This is a genomic window from Chitinophaga sp. (assembly GCF_035761305.1).
Lineage (GTDB): Bacteria > Bacteroidota > Bacteroidia > Chitinophagales > Chitinophagaceae > Chitinophaga.
Genome location: NZ_DASTRI010000118.1, coordinates 1 through 18,807 on the forward strand (window position 1 = coordinate 1; position 18,807 = coordinate 18,807).

Genomic DNA, 18,807 nt, shown 5'->3' on the forward strand with positions numbered 1-18,807 from the left:
TCCATTTGGAAGCGCCGTGCAGCTGAAAATACAGCGTCACAAAAGCAGCAGTAAGCACCAGGAACAACAGCATTACCTTGCGGCGGCTTTTCCAGAGCTGGCTTATTAAGCCGGTGGCAAAATCGCCCAGGGTAAGCCCCGTGTAGCAAAACGCAATGGCGTCGCCGGGGCTGATAGCGTCCTGCACATGCATTTCCACCGCAAATTTATTGGAAAAAGCCACCAGTATACCCACCACAAACCAGGTAGGAGTGCCCAGCAGCAGGCATTTCAGGTATTTCAGGAAACGTTGTTTGTTGGTAAACAGCTGCAGAAAATTACCACGGCTGGCATTGCTTGTTTTAATAGCATTGAACAGGTGCGACTCCATTACGCTGATGCGCAGCACCAGCAAGGCTACGCCTAACCCGCCGCCAATAAAATAACAGATACGCCAGTCCTGCACTATTTTGGCCACAAAATTGGCCACCACTGCACCAAATACGCCAATGGTAGCAACAATCATGGTACCATAGCCGCGTTTTTCCTTGGGCAGTATTTCAGAAACCAGGGTAATACCGGCGCCCAGCTCACCTGCCAGCCCCAGGCCGGCTATAAAGCGCCATAATAAATAAGCACCGGTGCTATGCACAAACCCGTTGGCAATATTGGCAATGGAATACAGCAGTATGGAGCCGAACAACACGCTCAGGCGGCCTTTTTTATCCCCCACAATTCCCCAGAAAATGCCTCCTATAAGCAGCCCCGCCATTTGTATATTAATCAGCAGCAAGCCAATACCCGTATCTATTTCCGTTTGCGGCACGCCCAGCTCTTTCAGGCTGGGTACGCGCACAATGGTAAAAAGCAACAGGTCATAAATATCTACGAAATAGCCCAGTGAAGCCACTATAACGGCTATATTAAAAATAGACGTGGAACGGTTATTTGCATTCATACGGTTAGTAAATAAATAGATGGTTTTTTAGGAAACAGTGGAATCTGTTGGTGTTTTGCTATCCTCGTGGTGGATGTGTTCTGTATGTTTGGTTTTCCCGAAAAACATTTTGATGAGCACCGGCAGGGTGGTGATCAGTATCAGTATAAGCACTATCAGCTCCAGGTGCTCTTTCAGGCCCGGGAACATTTTATCCAGGTAATGCCCTGCGAGCATCATGGAAAACACCCAGGCAAAAGAGCCCAGTATGTTGTAGAGCATGAACTTTTTACTTTCCATTTGTACAATGCCTGCTACAATGGGCGCAAAGGTGCGCACAATAGGTAAAAAGCGCGCCAGGAAAACAGCGCCGCCGCCGTGCTTATCGTAAAATTCCTTTGCCTGGTATAAATATTTTTTCTTGAACAGCAGCGTATCTCTCCGCGCAAACAGCAGCGGCCCGGATTTACGGCCAAACCAAAAGCCAATCATGTTGCCCAGCACACCGGCAATAGCTATCATCAGCATTATTACCACAAAAGGCACATTAAAAAAGCTTTCGCTCAGCTTTTCTCCATAAATACCCGCAACAAACAACAGGGAATCTCCCGGCAGGAAAAATCCCACAAACAATCCCGTTTCTGCAAAAATGATCAGCAACAACAGGTAAATACCACCGTGGTCAATGATCCATTGCGGATTAATGAGATGCTTAAAAAGCTCTGTAATCTGGTCCATGCTACTTTATATGAGATAATTCCAAAATGCTGAATTGCCAAAATAGCAATTTTCCTGTAATTGAATTGTTATACTTCCTGCACAGCCTGCGGCTGCTTTTCAAGGGCGCCCTCCCATTTAGATACCACGGCAGTGGCCATGGCGTTACCTATTACATTGGTGGCGGAGCGGCCCATATCCAGTAAATGGTCTACCCCCAGCAGCAGCAGCAACCCTGCTTCCGGAATGTGAAACATGGATAAGGTACCCGCTATTACTACCAGTGAGGCCCGGGGCACGCCTGCTATACCCTTGCTGGTGATCATAAGCACCAGCAGCATGGATATTTGCTGCTCCAGGCCCAGGTGCATGTTATAGGCCTGTGCAATGAACATGCTGGCAAAGGTCATATACATCATAGAGCCATCCAGGTTAAAGGAATAGCCCAGGGGTAATACAAAGCTTACTATCCGGTTGTCGCAGCCGAATTTTTCCAGTTCCTCCATGGTGCGGGGGTAGGCCGCTTCACTGCTGGCAGTACTGAAAGCCAGCAGAAACGGCGCCTGCAGCCGGCCCAGCAGGGGAAATACAGAACGTCCCAGCACCACAAAACCAGCCAGGGCCAGTACTATCCACAGCAGTATCAGGCCTATATAAAACTGGCCGATGAATAAACCGTAGGTTAGCAAAATTCCCATTCCTTTCTGCGAAATAATTGCAGCCATAGCGCCAAATACGGCAAACGGCGCAAAGTTCATTACATATCCCGTAACCTTCAGCATGACGTGCGCTACCGCATCCAGCAGCTTTACCACCAGCTGCCCTTTTTCGCCAATAGCAGTAATGGCTACCCCAAAGAATAACGCAAATACCACAATCTGTAATATCTCGTTGGCAGCCATTGCCTGAATTACGCTTTCCGGAAATACGTGTTGGAAAAAACCGCGCAGGGTCATATCGGCGCCGGAAACACCGCTGCTGGCATGGGTATCGGGCACGGGCAGGTTCAGGGCATGCCCCGGCTGCAGCACATTTACCAGTATTAACCCCAGGAACAGGGAAACAAAGGTGGCGGTAATAAACCATAGCATGGTTTTGCCGCCAATACGGCCTATGGCTTTAATGTCACCCAGTTTGGCCACACCCGTTACCAGCGTGGAAAACACCAGCGGGGCAATGATCATTTTTACCAGTCGCAGGAAAATATCGGTAGGTATAGATAAAATATCCGCTGTTTTCTTAATGGTTGCTTCGTCATTTGCATAGGAGGTAAATATGATATACCCTGTTAAAATTCCCAGTATCATGCCCAGAACAATATACAGGGTAAGGCGGTTTGATTTCTTCATGCCATGCTCATTTATTGCCGCAGTGCGTGTTTAAAATTCCTCAAAAATAAGGTTCTGGGCCAATATTCGGCCATCACCCTGTAAAATAAAACCAGCCTGTTTGGTTTTAGATAGTTATATTTGGCGGTCTTAAATCAACAAACTAAACCATTTAAACATCAACCAACAATACTTCTATCATGAGTAGACTCTTTGTAAAAAAGCCACTGGGTCAATTATTATCTGAAGCATCGGAAACAGAAAAAGGATTGAAGCGAACATTAAGCGCTGGTTCGCTGATTGCATTGGGTATTGGTGCAATTATCGGCGCCGGCCTGTTTGTACGTACCGCTGCTGCTGCAGGTGAGCATGCCGGACCTGCTGTTACCCTTTCCTTTATTGTAGCGGCCATTGGTTGCGCCCTGGCAGGTTTATGCTATGCGGAATTTGCTTCCATGATACCTATTGCCGGTAGCGCCTATACTTATTCCTATGCTACCCTTGGTGAATTTATTGCCTGGATCATTGGTTGGGACCTGGTGCTGGAATATGCACTGGGCGCCGCTACCGTATCTATTGGCTGGTCCCAGTACCTGAATAAGTTATTGTATTCCCTTTTTGGCACCGTTATTCCTTATGAATGGTCGCACTCCCCGTTTGAGGTATCAAGTACAGGCGTGCACGGTATGATTAACCTGCCTGCCATCTTTATCCTGCTCATGCTTTCCTTATTGCTGATCCGCGGCACACAGGAATCTGCAACTGTAAATACCATCATTGTAATTGTAAAAGTTGCCATTGTATTATTGTTTATTGTCCTGGGCTGGCATTTTATAAACCCAGCTAACCATACCCCCTACATGATCCCTGCCGATGCAGGAACCGTTACCCTCAACGACGGTAACATTGTAGATTACTCTCAACCACGAAATCATGGGTTGCTGGGGGTGCTGGCCGGTGCCGGGGTGGTATTCTTTGCCTTCATCGGGTTCGATGCCGTGTCTACCGCGGCGCAGGAAACCAAAGATCCCAAGCGCGCCATGCCCGTAGGCATCCTGGTATCACTGGCCATTTGTACGGTGTTATACATCTTATTCTCGCATGTACTTACCGGCGTAGCACCTTACAAAGACTTCCTGAAATCCGGTAGCGAAGCTTCTGTAGCTTATGCTATTGATACTTACATGCCGGGATATGGCTGGCTGTCAATGTTCATTACCATTGCCATCCTGGCCGGTTTTTCCTCTGTAATACTGGTAATGCTGTTGGGGCAAACCCGTGTGTTCTACTCCATGAGTAACGATGGGCTGGTGCCGCCGGTGTTTTCAAAGCTGCACCCCAAGTACCGCACCCCCTACAAATCGCAAATACTGTTTTTTGTATTCACCGCGCTGTTTGCCGGTTTTATCCCTGACCACATTGTTGGTAATATGACCAGCATTGGTACCCTGTTTGCATTTGTGCTGGTATGTATTGGTGTGCTGGTAATGCGTAAAAGTGATCCGGATGTGCCGCGCCCCTTCAAAACCCCCTGGGTGCCGGTGGTGCCTGTTTTAGGCGCTATTGTGTGCGGGCTTATGATCATGGGCCTGGGTGTGGATAACTGGCTGCGACTGTTCGTTTGGCTGGCCATTGGCTTTTTTATTTACTTTGGCTACAGCGTTAAGCACAGTAAAGCGCGCAAACGGCAGCAATAACATATATGGATTAAATAATTGAAACCGTCCCGCGACAATACCGGGGCGGTTTTCATTTTAGCGGTTTTACATTCCTGTAAAACACTGTATTTTTGCGTTTCGATAATAAACCAACATGGGAAGAATATTTGAAGTAAGAAAGGCCACTATGTTTGCCCGTTGGGACCGGATGGCCAAACAATTTACCAGGATAGGCAAGGAAATAGCGATTGCGGTAAAGCAAGGCGGTCCTGATCCGGATAATAACCCCGCCCTGCGCCGCTGCATTGCCAACGCCAAAGGCGTGAACATGCCCAAAGACCGGGTGGAAGCCGCCATTAAGCGCGCTATGGGTAAAGATAAAACCGACTATGAGGAAGTAGTATATGAGGGGTATGCCCCGCATGGTGTTGCAGTTATGGTGGAAACTGCCACGGACAACCCTACCCGCACCGTGGCCAATGTTCGCATGCACTTTAACAAGGAAGGCGGCAGCCTGGGTACCAGCGGCTCTGTGGGCTTTTTATTTAACCGTATGGGCGTGTTCAAGATCAAGAATGAAGGGCAGAACCTGGAAGAGCTGGAACTGGAGCTGATAGACGCCGGTTTGGAAGAAATCGGGGAAGATAGCGAAGGCAACATCGTTCTGCGTACGCCATTTACGGAATTTGGCAATATGGCCAAGGCCCTGGAAGAAAAGGGTATTACCCCCATCAGTGCAGAGCTGCAGCGTATTCCTACCACCACAACGGAGCTGAATGAAGAGCAAGCGAAAGAAGTACTGCAGCTGATTGACCGCCTGGAGCAGGATGACGATGTACAGCAGGTATTCCATAACCTGCGCTAAACGTATATGCACACACTATAAAACGAGAACCGTTATGCATTCAGCACAACGGTTCTCCAATATGTGTAACGTTTACGATGATCTGTTTACTTATCCATCTGCCAGGCAGGCCTGCGGGTCTGTAACCAGCCGTAGCCCTTTGCCGTGGAAGGTTTCCAGCTTTACGGTATCGTCCAGCTTAAAATGTTTTCTCAGGCGGGTAAGATACACATCCATGGTTCGCCCTGCAAAAAAATCATCACTTCCCCATACGCTCAGCAATATATTTTCCCGTTTCAAACGCCGGTTGGGATTATCACACAGGAACTTCAACAGCTCCGCTTCTTTGGGCGGCAGGTTTACCGTGGCTTTAGTGGGCGCATGATAGATCTTCAGCTCTGTATAGTTGAACTCCAGGGACCCGAGCTGGTAAACTTGCACCTTGCGGCTTTGCAGCAGGCGGCTCCTTTTCAGGAACACGTCTATACGGTACTGCAGCTCCTCAATATTAAACGGCTTTACCATGTAATCATCACCGCCGGCTTCAAAGCCGTTCAGGCGGTCCTGCTCCATGTAGCGGGAGGAGGTGAAGATAATAGGTACATTGGAATCCAGCATACGGATGTCACGCGCCAGGGTAAAACCATCCTTACCGGGCATAATAATATCCATTAAGCAGATGTCAAAGTCACGCTCCTGGAACATCTTCCAGGCTTCGTTACCATCAAGGCAATGTACTACATTGAAACCTTCCTTTTCCAGCTGTCTTTTAATGACTTTGGCAAAAAAATGGTCGTCTTCTACCAGTAGAATTCCTGCTTTCATACAGGTGGATTTTGGATGAATGTCTAAGATATAAGTGCTTCTAGTGTGTCTTTAATAGCAACCACCACAGGGGGCATATAACCTGTTCCAATTTAGCTAATTATTGCTGGATTTCGAAAAAACAAGGAAGGTTTTTTTATGGTCCTTTTTGTTCATTTTATTCATTGGCGGTATAGAACATTATTAATATTTGCTATTGATTAACAGACAAATCAATAGTGGCTGCTTTAATTTTTCATATTAATATAATAGCATGCATCTGCCAGAATTTATATTTATCAATTTGATGCACACACACTTATCCATTAATTAAATTATGCGGCTGGCCTTGTAAGTAGGCCTTTACATTGTTCACCACCGTATGTAACAAACGCCTTCGTGCTTCTATAGATGCCCAGGCTATATGCGGGGTAATAATGCAGTTTTTAGCGGTTACCAGCGGATGGCTGGCAGACGGCGGCTCTACCGACAGCACATCCAGCGCTGCCCCGGCTATACGGCCGCTGTTCAGCGCCGCCGCCAGGTCGTTTTCATTAATCAGCGGCCCACGGCTGGTATTGATCAATATTGCGCCGGGTTGCATGGTATTTAGCAAGGCCGCATTTACAAAACCACGGTTTTGCTCATTTAACGGGCAATGCAGGCTTACCACATCTGCTTTGGCAAAACAGGTGGCCAGGTCGGTAAATACCACACCTTCTATTTTATCCCGCTCCGGGTGGCGATGGCTGGCTATTACCCGCATGCCAAAGGCCAGCGCTATGCGGGCCACCGCCTGCCCTATTTGCCCCAGTCCTACTATACCCAGCACCTTGCCCTGCAGCTCATGCAGTGGCGCTTTCCAATAGCTGAAATCAGCGCTGCGGGCCCAGTCGCCGGCGCGCACGCTTGCCGCATGCAGGCCTACCTGGTTATACAGCTCCAGCATCAGCGCAAAGGTAAGCTGCGCTACTGCCGGCGTACCATAGGCAGGTACATTGGTTACTTTTATATGCCGCGCAGTGGCAGCAGCTATATCTACCACATTATAACCTGTAGCCATTACGCCAATATATTCCAGCCCCGGTAGCTGCGCTATGGCGGCTGCGTTTACAATAGCCTTATTGGTAAGTATAATTGCTGCATCTTTGGCCCGTTCCGGCACCTGGTACGCCGGAGTACGGTCATATATAGTTACATTGCCCAGGGCCTGTAAGGGCCCCCAGTCAAGATCGCCGGGATTGAGGGCATAACCGTCTAAAACAACTATGTTCTTCATTTTTACCTTTTTTGCCGTTCACTCACTGTCGCCGCATTACCTCCTGCACCGGTTTCATGTTGAAATTATGGTTAAATAACACGGGTATGGCATAGCAGTATGGATATATTTTTTAATATTTGTGAACACACTGCTTGCCATCTGCCTAACCTACAACTGTTACAGAAAAACGTCCCGTACGGCCAGGCCGCTACGGGACGTATTATTTTAACTTGGAAAGCTTTACACTACTCTTCCATCATTGCCATTACCACCTTCACCACATCTTCCGTATTGGGTTTGGAAAAATAATCCCCGTCGGACCCATAGGCCGGCCGGTGCGCCTGGGCGCTTAAGGTGCGGGGTGCCACATCCAGCCAGCGGTAACCGCCCTGCAGCTCCATTACCTGCTGGAACATGTAGGCAGTGGTGCCACCCGGCACATCTTCATCAATAAACAAAATGCGGTTGGTCTTTTTCAGTGACTCCACTATGCTGTGGTGAATATCAAAAGGCAATAATGTTTGTACATCAATTATTTCGCAGGAAACGCCCAGCTGTTCCAGCGTATGTGCCGCTTCCTCCACTATACGCAGGGTAGAGCCGTAAGATACCAGCGTAATATCCATACCGGCCTGTATCACCTCCGGTATACCCAGCGGCACGGTAAAGGTGGTAAGGTTATCCGGCAGCCGCTCTTTCAGCCGGTAGCCGTTCAGCGCCTCTACCATTATTGCAGGCTCATTGGCTTTTAGCAGCGTATTATACATGCCGGCTGCCTGCACCATATTACGGGGTACGCAAAGGTGCATGCCGCGCAGGCTGTGCATCATCATGGCCATGGGCGAACCGGAGTGCCAGATCCCTTCCAGCCGGTGGCCGCGGGTGCGCACAATCAACGGGCATACCTGTGTACCGCCGGTGCGGTAGTGCAGGCTGGCTACATCATCGCTCAGCGGCTCCAGGCCATACAGCATATAATCCACATACTGTATTTCGGCAATAGGCCGTAAACCACGCATGGCCATACCTACCGCCTGGCCCATAATAGTCAGCTCCCGTATGCCGGTATCAAAAATGCGGTCTTTTCCGTGCTTCTGCTGCAGGCCTGCAAAACCCTGGTTTACATCCCCTATTTTCCCAACATCTTCCCCAAAGGCAAATACCCGGGGATCTTCGGAGAACAGCTGGTCAAAATACTTATTCAGCACTTCATAGCCATTCACCATGTGCGCATCGGCTGCATAAGTGGCAGGTATTACCGGTACGTTCAGCGCCGAGTTGGCCCCCTCTCCGTACAGCAGCGAATTATAGGTTTGCTTTTCCTGCTGCAGCAGCTGGTTATAGTATTGTTGTAAAGCCTGTAAGGCAGGACTTTGTTTTTTCTTATTATGGAACAGGATGCCGGCAGCTGTTTTCAAAATATCGCGGCGCAGCGGCTCACGGTTTGCCTTCAGCTCACGTATGGCCTGGCTTGCGCGGTCGGCCTCCGGCCCTCCCTCTGCCACCACTGCGTTACCATATCCTATAAGGGTTTGCACCTGCTGTTTAATGGGCGTAATATATTTTTCCCAGGCGCTTTTGCGGCCTTCCTGGGCCACTACTTTGGCGCGGGCCTCTATTTCCTGCAGGGTGCCTTCATCTGCCAGCGCATTTTCCAGTATCCACTGCCGCATTTTATGGTTGCAGTCAAAATCACGTTCCCAGGCCAGGCGGTCCTTGCTTTTATAGCGTTCATGCGATCCGCTCGTGGAGTGGCCCTGCGGCTGCGTCATTTCCTCTACATGGAATAATGCAGGTATATGGGTTTCCCTTATTTTACGCAGGCCATTCTCAAACACTTCGCACATACCGGCATAGTCCCACCCTTTTACATTATATATGTCAAAGCCGTTGGTGCCCTCCGTTTTCCGGAAACCTTCCATAACAGTGCTGATAGAGCCTTTGGTGGTCTGATATTTACGCGGTACGGATATACCATAGCCATCGTCCCACACAAATACGGCCAGCGGCACCTGCAAAACACCTGCTGCATTCATGGTTTCCCAGAAATGCCCTTCCGACGTAGCAGCGTCACCGATAGTGGCAAAGCAGATCTCGTTCCCGTTAGCTGACAGGTGTTTGAATTCTTTCAGCACTTCCACTTCCCGGAACAATTTAGAGGCAAAGGCCAACCCCAGGGAGCGCGGCATTTGCGCAGCAGTGGGGGCCATATCGGCCGCGGTGTTCTTTATCTTGGTAAGATCACACCATTGCCCGGCTGGTGTAATATTAGGCGTGGCAAAATGGGAATTCATTTGACGGCCGGCCGAGAAAGGCTCATGGGCCGGATCCGGATCGGCATACAATTGAGAAAAGAATTGCTCTATGGTAGCAATACCGCTGGCAAAAGCAAAAGTCTGGTCGCGATAGTAGCCGGAACGAAAATCGCCCGGCAGGAAATATTTCGCCATGGCTATCTGTGCTACTTCCTTGCCATCTCCGAAAATCCCGAATTTGGCCTTACCCGTCAGCACCTCCTTGCGTGCCAGCAAGCTAACTTCCCTGCTTTCGCAAGCCAACCGGTAGTCGTTTAGTACCTCCTTGCGGAACTCTTCAAAAGATAACCGGCTGTCCATGTTCATAGTCAGTTCATTATTTTCTATCATGCCTGTTGGTTAAAGTGCAAAAGTAAGGTTAATTTGTACAGATGAAAAATACTTGCTAACACGCTGAAAATGCCGTTCTTAAATTAAAATGATTTTTTTAAGAAGATTTTAATAATTTGTCGGACGTGATACGAAATTTGGCTGTAAATTTGTTGTATAAGCAGGCAGTATTAGTTTTTAACCAAACCGTTTAAAACCAAACTATACATGATGAAAAAGTTTATCTTATCCCTATTTGCGAGCATGCTGTTAACTACAGCGCTGTGGGCCCAGACTCAAAATGGTTCTGGAACGGGTGCTACCGCTGACGCAAAGGTGAAATTTGCAAAGGAATCAATTGATTTTGGTAAAACCCAACTCAACAAACCCGTAACTGTTGATTTTGAATTTACTAATATCTCCAAAGAACCGGTTTTAGTAGAAGCTGCCCGCGCATCCTGCGGTTGTACTACTCCTAACTGGACAAAAGAGCCTGTTTTACCCGGTAAAAAAGGTAAGGTAACCGCTACTTACAGCGCTAATGGTGTTGGCCAGCAGAGCAAAACCATTTGGGTTAAATTCAAAGGTGTTGACCAGGACAAGGAACTGCACCTGACCGGCACCGTAGAACAATAATCTTTAAATGTTGAGATAGGCCCTGAAGGCCTTACATTTAATAAAGGAAGCCTTACAGTTTTAAAAGCTGTAAGGTTTTTTTTTTGCAGCCTTCATTCCCATGTTTTCTACACTGCCGGATAGCGCGCATTATACATCTGTTATCGGCATATCCTTACATTCCCCTACCTTTGCAATCGCCAAATCAATCAAAACAATGCCTGAAATCAGCCAGAGGGGTCAGCACATGCCACCCTCCCCCATCAGAAAATTGGTGCCCTACGCAGAAGCTGCTAAAAAGAAGGGCATTAAGGTGTACCACCTGAACATAGGCCAGCCGGATATTGAAACACCCCAACCGATGCTGGATGCGGTACGCCATTCCGAGCTTAAAATACTGGAATACAGCCACAGCGCCGGTAATGAAAGCTACCGCCGCAAGCTGGTTCACTATTATGAGCGATTTAATATACAGGTGAATTATCAGCAGATTATTGTTACCACCGGGGGCTCAGAAGCCATCCTGTTTGGCTTTATGGCCTGCCTGGATGCAGGTGACGAAGTAATTGTGCCGGAGCCTTTTTATGCCAACTATAATGGCTTTGCAGTAGCAGCGGGAGTAACTATCCGCACTATTACCGCTGATATTGAAAGCGGCTTTGCCCTGCCGGCTATGGAAGCGTTTGAAAAGGCAATAACGCCGCGCACCAGGGCCATCCTGATCTGCAACCCCAACAACCCTACGGGCTATTTATATAGTAAGGAAGAGCTGGAAGTGCTCAGGCAGCTGTGCCTGAAGCATAACCTGTACCTGTTTGCCGATGAGGCTTACCGGGAGTTCTGCTATATCGGGCGGCATTTTTCTGCAATGAACCTGGAGGGAATGGATAACCATGTAATACTAATGGACACTATATCCAAACGGTACAGCGCATGCGGTGCCCGTATAGGCGCATTAGTTAGTAAAAACCAGCAGGTGCTTGATACGGTAATGAAGTTTGCACAGGCCCGCCTGAGCCCCCCTTCCCTGGCACAAATAGCCGGCGAAGCAGGGGTAGATCTGCCGGTTGATTATTTTGATGGGATTAAGGCAGAGTACCTGTCGCGCCGCAATGTGCTGGTAGAAAAGCTGAACAGCATTCCGGGCGTATTTTGTCCCGCCCCCGGCGGCGCGTTTTATGCCATGGCCCGTTTGCCCATTGATGACGCAGACCTTTTTTGCCAGTGGCTGCTGGAAGATTTTGCTTATGAGCAGCAAACCGTAATGATGGCGCCGGGTACCGGTTTTTATGCTACTCCCGGCCTGGGCAGGCAAGAGGTACGGCTGGCATATGTGCTGAATAAGGAGGATATTGCCAAGGCCATGCTATGCCTTGAAAAAGCCCTGGAAAGCTACCCGGGCCGCACTGCTGCAATAACCGCAGCCAGGGCTGCCAACCAAGGATAGGATGGCTGGGTACGGCGGTTCATAATATATTAACATGGTTGAAAATTAGAAAAGTGCGATCTTTACACCCGTTTAGAAATTAATTGAAAGGGAAATATGTTGCATAACAAAAAATTACATATGTTTGCCTTCCGATTTTAGTGCTGGAACGGTATTTTAGCCCAAAGAAGCCAGCCCCAATGCACTTTAATTGATTTTCAATAAGTTATAATATTTTTAAAAATTATTCGACACAAAATGGCAGGTGTCGTACTGATATTATAATTAATTCTATATTTTTATTTTAAGTCAAAAACTTAATTTTTTTCTGAAAACTATTTTGAAAAATCAATTTTACTTGTATCTTTGTTAAAGAAACGGTGAAGGAATGGAAAAAGTAAAGAATTAAACAAATTATCATATAAGGAAAGCGCATAGTAATTTGTTTAAGAAAAATTTAACTCAAGAAATTTTCACAAACGTTTTTTTGGTTCGAACTTTGTTCTATAATCAACAGTGAAAGAGAATTATCAGGGTTGTGTAAAAAGACGAAAATTAACTAAAACGTTTTAGCAAAATAATGTATTTTTGTATCAGTTTTTCATAACGTGGAATTTATAAAGGCAAACGGCTCTGTTCACAGAGCCGTATTTTTTTTCCCTAATCCCGCGTTTTGCCCCACTTATCTTCTTTAAAGGTCTATTCATCACTTGTAGCTATCGGCCTTTCGATATTTTTGCCATTTTTGTTCCATCATGAAACGGCGATGACGCCTGCTAGCTGTTAAACAGCAGCACAACCATCTGCTTGTTTTCATAACGTGGAATAAAAACAACGGTCCCGACTCCTCGGGACCGTTCTGGTTTTATACTGGTATTTTTACGTCTTTTACATGTACTCCTCAATCATCTTAAAGAAGTCGTCAAACAAATAACGGGAGTCGTAAGGACCGGGAGTTGACTCCGGGTGGTATTGCACGGAAAAAGCCGGCTTGTTCTTAATACGAATACCTTCTATGGAACCATCATTCAGGTTCACATGGGTTATCTCCACATTTTCGCTGGCTGCAATAGCCTTGGGATCTACAGCAAAACCGTGGTTTTGTGTAGTGATTTCGCAACGGCCGGTAGAAAGGTTCTTTACCGGGTGGTTTAATCCGCGGTGCCCATGGTGCATTTTATAAGTGGGAATATCATTGGCCAGCGCCAGCAGCTGGTGGCCCAGGCATATGCCAAATAACGGCCGTTCGGCATTTAACACCTTTTTAACCGTATCTACTGCATATTTCAACGGCGCCGGATCGCCGGGACCATTGGATATGAAATAGGCATGCGGCCTAAACTGCTCGCATTCCTCAAAAGAAGTGGTAGTGGGAAATACCTTCAGGTAAGCGCCTTTTTCCGACAGGCATTTAAGCATGTTGCGCTTTACCCCGTTATCCATTACTGCAATACGGATGCTGGCACCGGGATCGCCGATATTATACGGCTCTTTGGTAGACACCTCTGCGCATAATGCCAGTCCTTCCATAGAAGGCACCTGCTTCAGCTGTGCTTTGAGCTGCTCCACATCCAGTGTTTCGGAGGAAATGATGCAGTTCATGGCGCCTTTGCTGCGTATGTGAGATACCAGGGCCCGGGTATCAACATCATAAATGGTTACCAGGTTGTTATCTTCCAGGAACTTCTCCAGGGAGCTGTCCGCCAGCTTGCGCGAATAGTTCTGGGCAATGTTCTTACAAATTAACCCGCTGATCTTTACGCCGCCGCTCTCTACATCCTCCTGCTTGGTGCCATAGTTGCCTATGTAGCAGTTATTCATGATCAGCACCTGGCCTTTGTAGGATGGATCGGTAAACACTTCCTGGTAGCCTGTCATGCCGGTATTAAAGCAAAGCTCGCCGGATGCAGTACCAATTTTACCAAAAGCTTTTCCTTGATAAACCGTGCCGTCTTCTAACAGTAATATGGCAGGTTGACTGGGTTTAGTATGAGGCATTGTTCTTATATGACTCTGTTTAAAAAATCGTGCAAAATTAGGCATTTCGCAGTTAAAAATAAAGCAAAATGCGCGCCGCAGGTTGTTATACCCGGGGCGCGCATTATCTATTAATTAATTATAAATTATTAGTTCCTCACTATAAACGGTTTCACTTTTACAGAGTTGAAAACCCGTTTTGCAACCTCCTGCCCTGCGTTATCATCGGACCGGTAACGGATGCTCACTAGCCAGCGGTGCTGCCCTTTTACCATAATAAGGTTATAAAAGGAAAGCTTTACCGCATTTTTGTACAAATAGCTACCCTCCTGCATAATGCCCTGCACATCTGTTTGGGGCATAGGCGCAGAAGTATATTGCAGCTCCGATACGCCGGCCTCCTGCTGTATGCCTTTAATGGCAATGGTATTGGCATCGTCGAGGCTGTTGGAGGCACTTTCCTTAAAGCTGAACATATCTACCATTATCTGCATGCCGCCTCCCTGCTGGTTGGCGTAGCTTTTAGCATATTCAACCATACCGTTCAGGTCGGCGGGCAATGGCTTATCGCTTACCCGCAGGTGTACCGGCGCGCTGATTTCCATGGCCTGCCTGCCAATGGTAACTGTTTCCCAGGAGGTGTACATCCAGGCTTTTGATACCTTGGGAAAAAACCAGGTAAGCACGGCCTCTTTGCCAAAATAGGTGCCTGCCACGGCTACCAGGGCAAATATGAGCCCCAGCGCCAGCATTACGCCCCTGCGGCCTGCAGGCCACAGGTATTGCTGCACCCATCCCGGTTTTGGCGGCGTATCGTCTATGTATATAGCTACTTCCCGTTGAAAAGCTTCAAACTCACCCAGTGGATGTTTCTGCTTCCAGTCTGCAAAAGTGTAGGGCAATTTCTTACCACACTGTTCGCAAAAGGTAAGGAATTCGGATCTGAGCGCATTATTATGTTCACAATGTTGGCATCGCAGGTAATTCATAGGACCAAGGGAATTATAAGATTTCGCACCGCTATATTACAAAAAAACCTCATTTAATTCAAGCCGCTTCTCCCGATGTGCATAAAAAAACGGACAAAGCAAATGCCTTGTCCGTCTATACTGTTGAACAACCGTGTGTTATTCGGCTGCTTTTTCTTCAGTTTTGTTTTCAGCAGCAGGTGTTGCTTCCTCTGCAGGTGCGGCAGCGCCTTCAGCTTTCTTTTTGCTACCACCGGCACGGCGTGTTCTTTTAGCCGGTGCTTTTTCTGTAGCCTTGCCGTAAATCTCGTTAAAATCTACCAGCTCTATCAGCGCAGTTTCCGCGTTATCGCCCATACGTTTGCCCAGCTTAATAATGCGGGTATAACCACCAGGACGGTTAGCAATTTTTTCGCTGATTACGCCAAACAGTTCTTTGATAGCTTCTTTATCCTGCAGGTAGCTGAAAATGATCCTGCGGTTATGGGTGCTATCATTTTTAGCACGGGTCAGCAGCGGCTCAACATACACACGCAGGGCTTTAGCTTTAGCCAGGGTGGTAGTGATCCGTTTGTGGTCAATCAGTTCGCAGGCCAGGTTAGATAACAGGCTTTTGCGGTGGGCAGCCGTTCTGCCCAGGTGGTTTAATTTTACTCCGTGACGCATGACTTGTTGTTTTTTATTCCCCTGTACCGTGTCAGGAATTACAGGGTACCTATTTAAATAAAAAGGAAAAAAGCAAAAAGAAAAAACGCCAGCTTTTCTTTTTGCTTTTTAATTTTTGCTTTATTCTTCTTCCAGCTTCAGCTTGGACAGGTCCATACCAAAGTGAAGGCCTCTTTCGTTCAGCACCTGCTCAATTTCACTCAGCGATTTCTGGCCAAAGTTCCGGAACTTCATCAGCTCTTCCTGCTCATACTGTACCAGCTCGCTCAGCGAGTTGATTTTGGCAGCTTTCAGGCAGTTGAAGGCGCGTACGCTCAGGTCCAGGTCTTCCAGCGGCGTTTTCAGTATCTTACGCAGCTGCAGGGTTTGTTCGTCTACCACATCTTCTTTCTCCGTGTCCTTGGTATCAAAGCTGATGTTTTCATCAGTAATGATCATCAGGTGCTGGATCAGGATGCGGGATGCCTGTTTTACAGCTTCTTCCGGGTGAATGGTACCGTCTGTTGCCAGCTCCATAATCAGCTTCTCATAGTCGGTCTTCTGCTCCACACGGGTATTTTCAATGCTGTATTTTACATTCTTGATAGGGGTAAAGATTGAGTCAATGGCAATGTAGCCAAATACTGCATCCTTGGGTTTGTTTTCTTCTGCCGGCACATAACCACGGCCTTTGCCAATGGTTAGCTCAATATCCAGCTTGGAAGAAGGATCCAGGGTGCAGATCAGTAACTCAGGGTTCATGATCTGGAAAGCGCTGGTGGCTTTTTCGATCATATCAGCCCGGAACTCGGTTTTACCTTTAATAGAGATCTGGATCTTTTCGTTATTTACTTCATTTTCCACAATCTTCTTAAAACGTACCTGCTTCAGGTTCAGGATGATTTCGGTAACGTCTTCGGTAACACCTTTCAGGGTGGCAAACTCATGGTCTGCACCTTCTATCTTTATTCCTACAATGGCATAGCCCTCCAGGGACGACAGCAGTACGCGGCGCAGCGCATTACCGATGGTTACGCCATAACCTGGTTCTAACGGCCGAAATTCGAATTGAGCTTCAAAGTCGGTTGACTTCTGCAAAACGATTTTGTCAGGCTTTTGAAAATTTAGAATTGCCATTGTTATATGAAGTTTAGTAGTTTATTATTTAGAGTACAATTCCACTATCAGCTGTTCCTTAATGTTTTCAGGAACACTTTCTCTTTCAGGATAGGCGATAAAAGTACCTTTGTTCTCTTTCTCGTTCCAGTCCAGCCAGCTGAATTTGGGATTTTTACCGCGGATAACGCTGGTTAAAGCAGTGTTACCGGCAGTTTTAGGTTTCAGGCCAATAATATCGCCGGGTTTCAGCTGATAGGAAGGTATGTTTACTACCTGGCCGTTTACAGTGATATGTTTATGAGATACCAGCTGACGGGCAGCAGGGCGGGAAGGGGCAATGCCTAAGCGGAAAACGGTGTTATCCAGCCGTGCTTCCAGCAGTTTAATCAATACTTCACCGGTTACGCCTTTACGACGGTTTGCCTCTACGAACAGGTTGGCAAACTGGCGTTCCAGCACACCATAGGTGTATTTTGCCTTTTGTTTTTCACGCAGCTGCAGCGCATACTCACCCAGCTGTTTACGCTTACGGGTTGCACCGTGCTGGCCGGGAGGGTTGCTGTTTTTACCTAAATACTTGCCATTACCTAAAATGGGTTCGCCAAAAATCCTGGAGATTTTGGTCTTTGGTCCTGTGTACCTTGCCATGTTGTTGTTTGTTAGATTTTTTAGTTACGATGTATGATCTTTAAAAAATCTTAAACCTGATCATACACCCACGTTTATGCTGTTATAATAAAATTCCAAACTCCAAATTCCAGATCCCGTATATCGGAACCTGGAACCTGGAATTTGGATATTGTAATACCTACACTCTTCTTTTCTTGGGAGGACGGCAACCGTTGTGCGGTAAAGGTGTAACGTCCTTAATCATGCTCACTTCAATACCGGAGTTTGAGATAGCGCGGATAGCGCTTTCACGGCCGGCACCAGGGCCTTTTACAAATACATCTGCTCTTTTCAGACCTGCATCAAACGCAGTTTTAGCAGCATCGGAAGCGGCCAGCTGTGCGGCGTACGGCGTGTTCTTTTTAGAACCTTTGAAGCCCATTTTACCGGCAGAGGACCAGGAAATTACCTGACCTTGCTTGTTGGTGATGCTTACAATGATGTTGTTAAAACTTGCGGAGATATGTACGTCCCCGTAGTTATCTACTTTAACTACCCTTTTCTTATTAGCAGCAGTTTTTGTATTGGATGCTTTTGCCATAATAATTTATAATTCCAGATTCCAATTGCCAGGTTCCACTTACCAGGTAAATCACCATTGGAAAACGGAACTTGTTATTTGTGATGTCAAGATTATTTCTTCGGTGCCTTTTTCTTACCAGCCACTGTTTTGCGCTTACCTTTACGGGTACGGCTATTGGTACGGGTACGCTGCCCTCTTACCGGCAGGCCTTTACGGTGACGTAACCCACGGTAGCAGGCAATATCCAGCAGGCGCTTAATGTTCATCTGTACTTCAGAGCGCAGCTGACCTTCTACTTTTATCTCGGCATTGATAATGTTACGGATGGCAGCCTGCTCATCGTCATTCCAATCCCTTACCTTCTTGTTAAAGTCGATTCCTGACCGGGTCAGTATGTATTGGGCGGTAGAACGGCCTATACCATAGATATAGGTGAGGCCTATTTCTCCTCTTTTATTTTTAGGAAGATCTATACCGGCTATACGTGCCATATTGCTATTTTAAAATTTACGTTGTTGTGTTTAGAATACGATTATCCCTGACGTTGCTTGAAACGGGGGTTCTTTTTGTTGATCACCAACAATTTCCCCTTTCTCCGCACTATCTTGCAATCTGCACTTCTCTTCTTTATGGAAGCTCTTACCTTCATAAGTTAAAAGTTATAAGTCTGATTTATTGATTTCTTATACCTGAAAATGATACTGCCGCTTTCC

At 47.1% G+C, this 18,807-nt stretch carries 18 protein-coding genes; 4 read left to right on the top strand and 14 right to left on the bottom strand.

Annotation, left to right across the window (positions count from 1 at the left end):
- The 3 genes from VFS25_RS10115 to VFS25_RS10125 all read right to left on the bottom strand — a co-directional run.
- A partial coding sequence (locus VFS25_RS10115; RefSeq protein WP_326462018.1) for an MFS transporter occupies positions 1-937 on the bottom strand: 937 nt, incomplete at its 3' end.
- A 27-nt stretch (positions 938-964) separates the two neighbouring features.
- Entirely contained in the window at positions 965-1,654 is a 690-nt protein-coding gene (locus tag VFS25_RS10120) for a DedA family protein (protein ID WP_326462019.1), read from the bottom strand.
- Positions 1,655-1,722: 68 nt separating this feature from the next.
- On the bottom strand, positions 1,723-2,982 hold the full coding sequence (locus tag VFS25_RS10125) for a dicarboxylate/amino acid:cation symporter (protein ID WP_326462020.1): 1,260 nt from the start codon (positions 2,980-2,982) through the stop codon (positions 1,723-1,725).
- 179 nt (positions 2,983-3,161) lie between these two features.
- Between VFS25_RS10125 and VFS25_RS10130 the strand changes: the two genes are divergently transcribed.
- Both VFS25_RS10130 and VFS25_RS10135 read left to right on the top strand, forming a co-directional pair.
- The gene (locus VFS25_RS10130) at positions 3,162-4,658 is read left to right on the top strand and encodes an amino acid permease (protein WP_326462021.1); all 1,497 of its coding nucleotides are present in this window, start codon (positions 3,162-3,164) and stop codon (positions 4,656-4,658) included.
- 115 nt (positions 4,659-4,773) lie between these two features.
- Positions 4,774-5,484 (top strand): YebC/PmpR family DNA-binding transcriptional regulator, encoded by a 711-nt coding sequence (locus tag VFS25_RS10135; protein ID WP_326462022.1) that lies wholly within the window; start codon positions 4,774-4,776, stop codon positions 5,482-5,484.
- 90 nt (positions 5,485-5,574) lie between these two features.
- Here VFS25_RS10135 and VFS25_RS10140 read toward each other — a convergent pair whose 3' ends face one another.
- The 3 genes from VFS25_RS10140 to VFS25_RS10150 form a co-directional block, all read right to left on the bottom strand.
- Positions 5,575-6,288: a response regulator transcription factor gene (locus VFS25_RS10140; protein ID WP_326462023.1), complete on the bottom strand. Its 714-nt coding sequence runs from the start codon at positions 6,286-6,288 to the stop codon at positions 5,575-5,577.
- A 298-nt stretch (positions 6,289-6,586) separates the two neighbouring features.
- On the bottom strand, positions 6,587-7,546 hold the full coding sequence (locus tag VFS25_RS10145; protein WP_326462024.1) for a D-2-hydroxyacid dehydrogenase: 960 nt from the start codon (positions 7,544-7,546) through the stop codon (positions 6,587-6,589).
- Between the two features lie 227 nt (positions 7,547-7,773).
- Positions 7,774-10,173 (bottom strand): alpha-ketoacid dehydrogenase subunit alpha/beta, encoded by a 2,400-nt coding sequence (locus VFS25_RS10150; RefSeq protein WP_326462025.1) that lies wholly within the window; start codon positions 10,171-10,173, stop codon positions 7,774-7,776.
- A gap of 207 nt (positions 10,174-10,380) precedes the next feature.
- Here VFS25_RS10150 and VFS25_RS10155 point away from each other — a divergent pair, with 207 nt between their 5' ends.
- Both VFS25_RS10155 and VFS25_RS10160 read left to right on the top strand, forming a co-directional pair.
- On the top strand, positions 10,381-10,788 hold the full coding sequence (locus VFS25_RS10155) for a DUF1573 domain-containing protein (RefSeq protein WP_326462026.1): 408 nt from the start codon (positions 10,381-10,383) through the stop codon (positions 10,786-10,788).
- A 196-nt stretch (positions 10,789-10,984) separates the two neighbouring features.
- Positions 10,985-12,214, top strand: a complete 1,230-nt coding sequence (locus tag VFS25_RS10160) for a pyridoxal phosphate-dependent aminotransferase (protein ID WP_326462027.1) — start codon at positions 10,985-10,987, stop codon at positions 12,212-12,214.
- Between the two features lie 867 nt (positions 12,215-13,081).
- Here VFS25_RS10160 and carA read toward each other — a convergent pair.
- The 8 genes from carA to rpmJ all read right to left on the bottom strand — a co-directional run bounded on the left by carA (position 13,082) and on the right by rpmJ (position 18,743).
- Positions 13,082-14,191, bottom strand: a complete 1,110-nt coding sequence (carA, locus tag VFS25_RS10165) for a glutamine-hydrolyzing carbamoyl-phosphate synthase small subunit (protein ID WP_326462028.1) — start codon at positions 14,189-14,191, stop codon at positions 13,082-13,084.
- 128 nt (positions 14,192-14,319) lie between these two features.
- Positions 14,320-15,072, bottom strand: coding sequence for a hypothetical protein (locus VFS25_RS10170; RefSeq protein WP_326462029.1), 753 nt, complete (start codon positions 15,070-15,072; stop codon positions 14,320-14,322).
- 225 nt (positions 15,073-15,297) lie between these two features.
- Positions 15,298-15,804 (bottom strand): 50S ribosomal protein L17, encoded by a 507-nt coding sequence (gene rplQ / locus VFS25_RS10175; RefSeq protein WP_349256388.1) that lies wholly within the window; start codon positions 15,802-15,804, stop codon positions 15,298-15,300.
- A gap of 120 nt (positions 15,805-15,924) precedes the next feature.
- Positions 15,925-16,920, bottom strand: a complete 996-nt coding sequence (locus VFS25_RS10180) for a DNA-directed RNA polymerase subunit alpha (RefSeq protein ID WP_089918427.1) — start codon at positions 16,918-16,920, stop codon at positions 15,925-15,927.
- Positions 16,921-16,944: 24 nt separating this feature from the next.
- Positions 16,945-17,550 (bottom strand): 30S ribosomal protein S4, encoded by a 606-nt coding sequence (gene rpsD, locus VFS25_RS10185; RefSeq protein WP_326462030.1) that lies wholly within the window; start codon positions 17,548-17,550, stop codon positions 16,945-16,947.
- Between the two features lie 160 nt (positions 17,551-17,710).
- The gene (gene rpsK / locus VFS25_RS10190) at positions 17,711-18,112 is read right to left on the bottom strand and encodes a 30S ribosomal protein S11 (RefSeq protein ID WP_326462031.1); all 402 of its coding nucleotides are present in this window, start codon (positions 18,110-18,112) and stop codon (positions 17,711-17,713) included.
- Between the two features lie 92 nt (positions 18,113-18,204).
- A complete protein-coding gene (gene rpsM, locus VFS25_RS10195; RefSeq protein WP_326462032.1) occupies positions 18,205-18,585 on the bottom strand; it encodes a 30S ribosomal protein S13 in 381 nt (126 codons plus the stop codon).
- A 41-nt stretch (positions 18,586-18,626) separates the two neighbouring features.
- The gene (gene rpmJ / locus VFS25_RS10200) at positions 18,627-18,743 is read right to left on the bottom strand and encodes a 50S ribosomal protein L36 (protein WP_072360626.1); all 117 of its coding nucleotides are present in this window, start codon (positions 18,741-18,743) and stop codon (positions 18,627-18,629) included.
- Between the last annotated feature and the right edge of the window lie 64 nt (positions 18,744-18,807).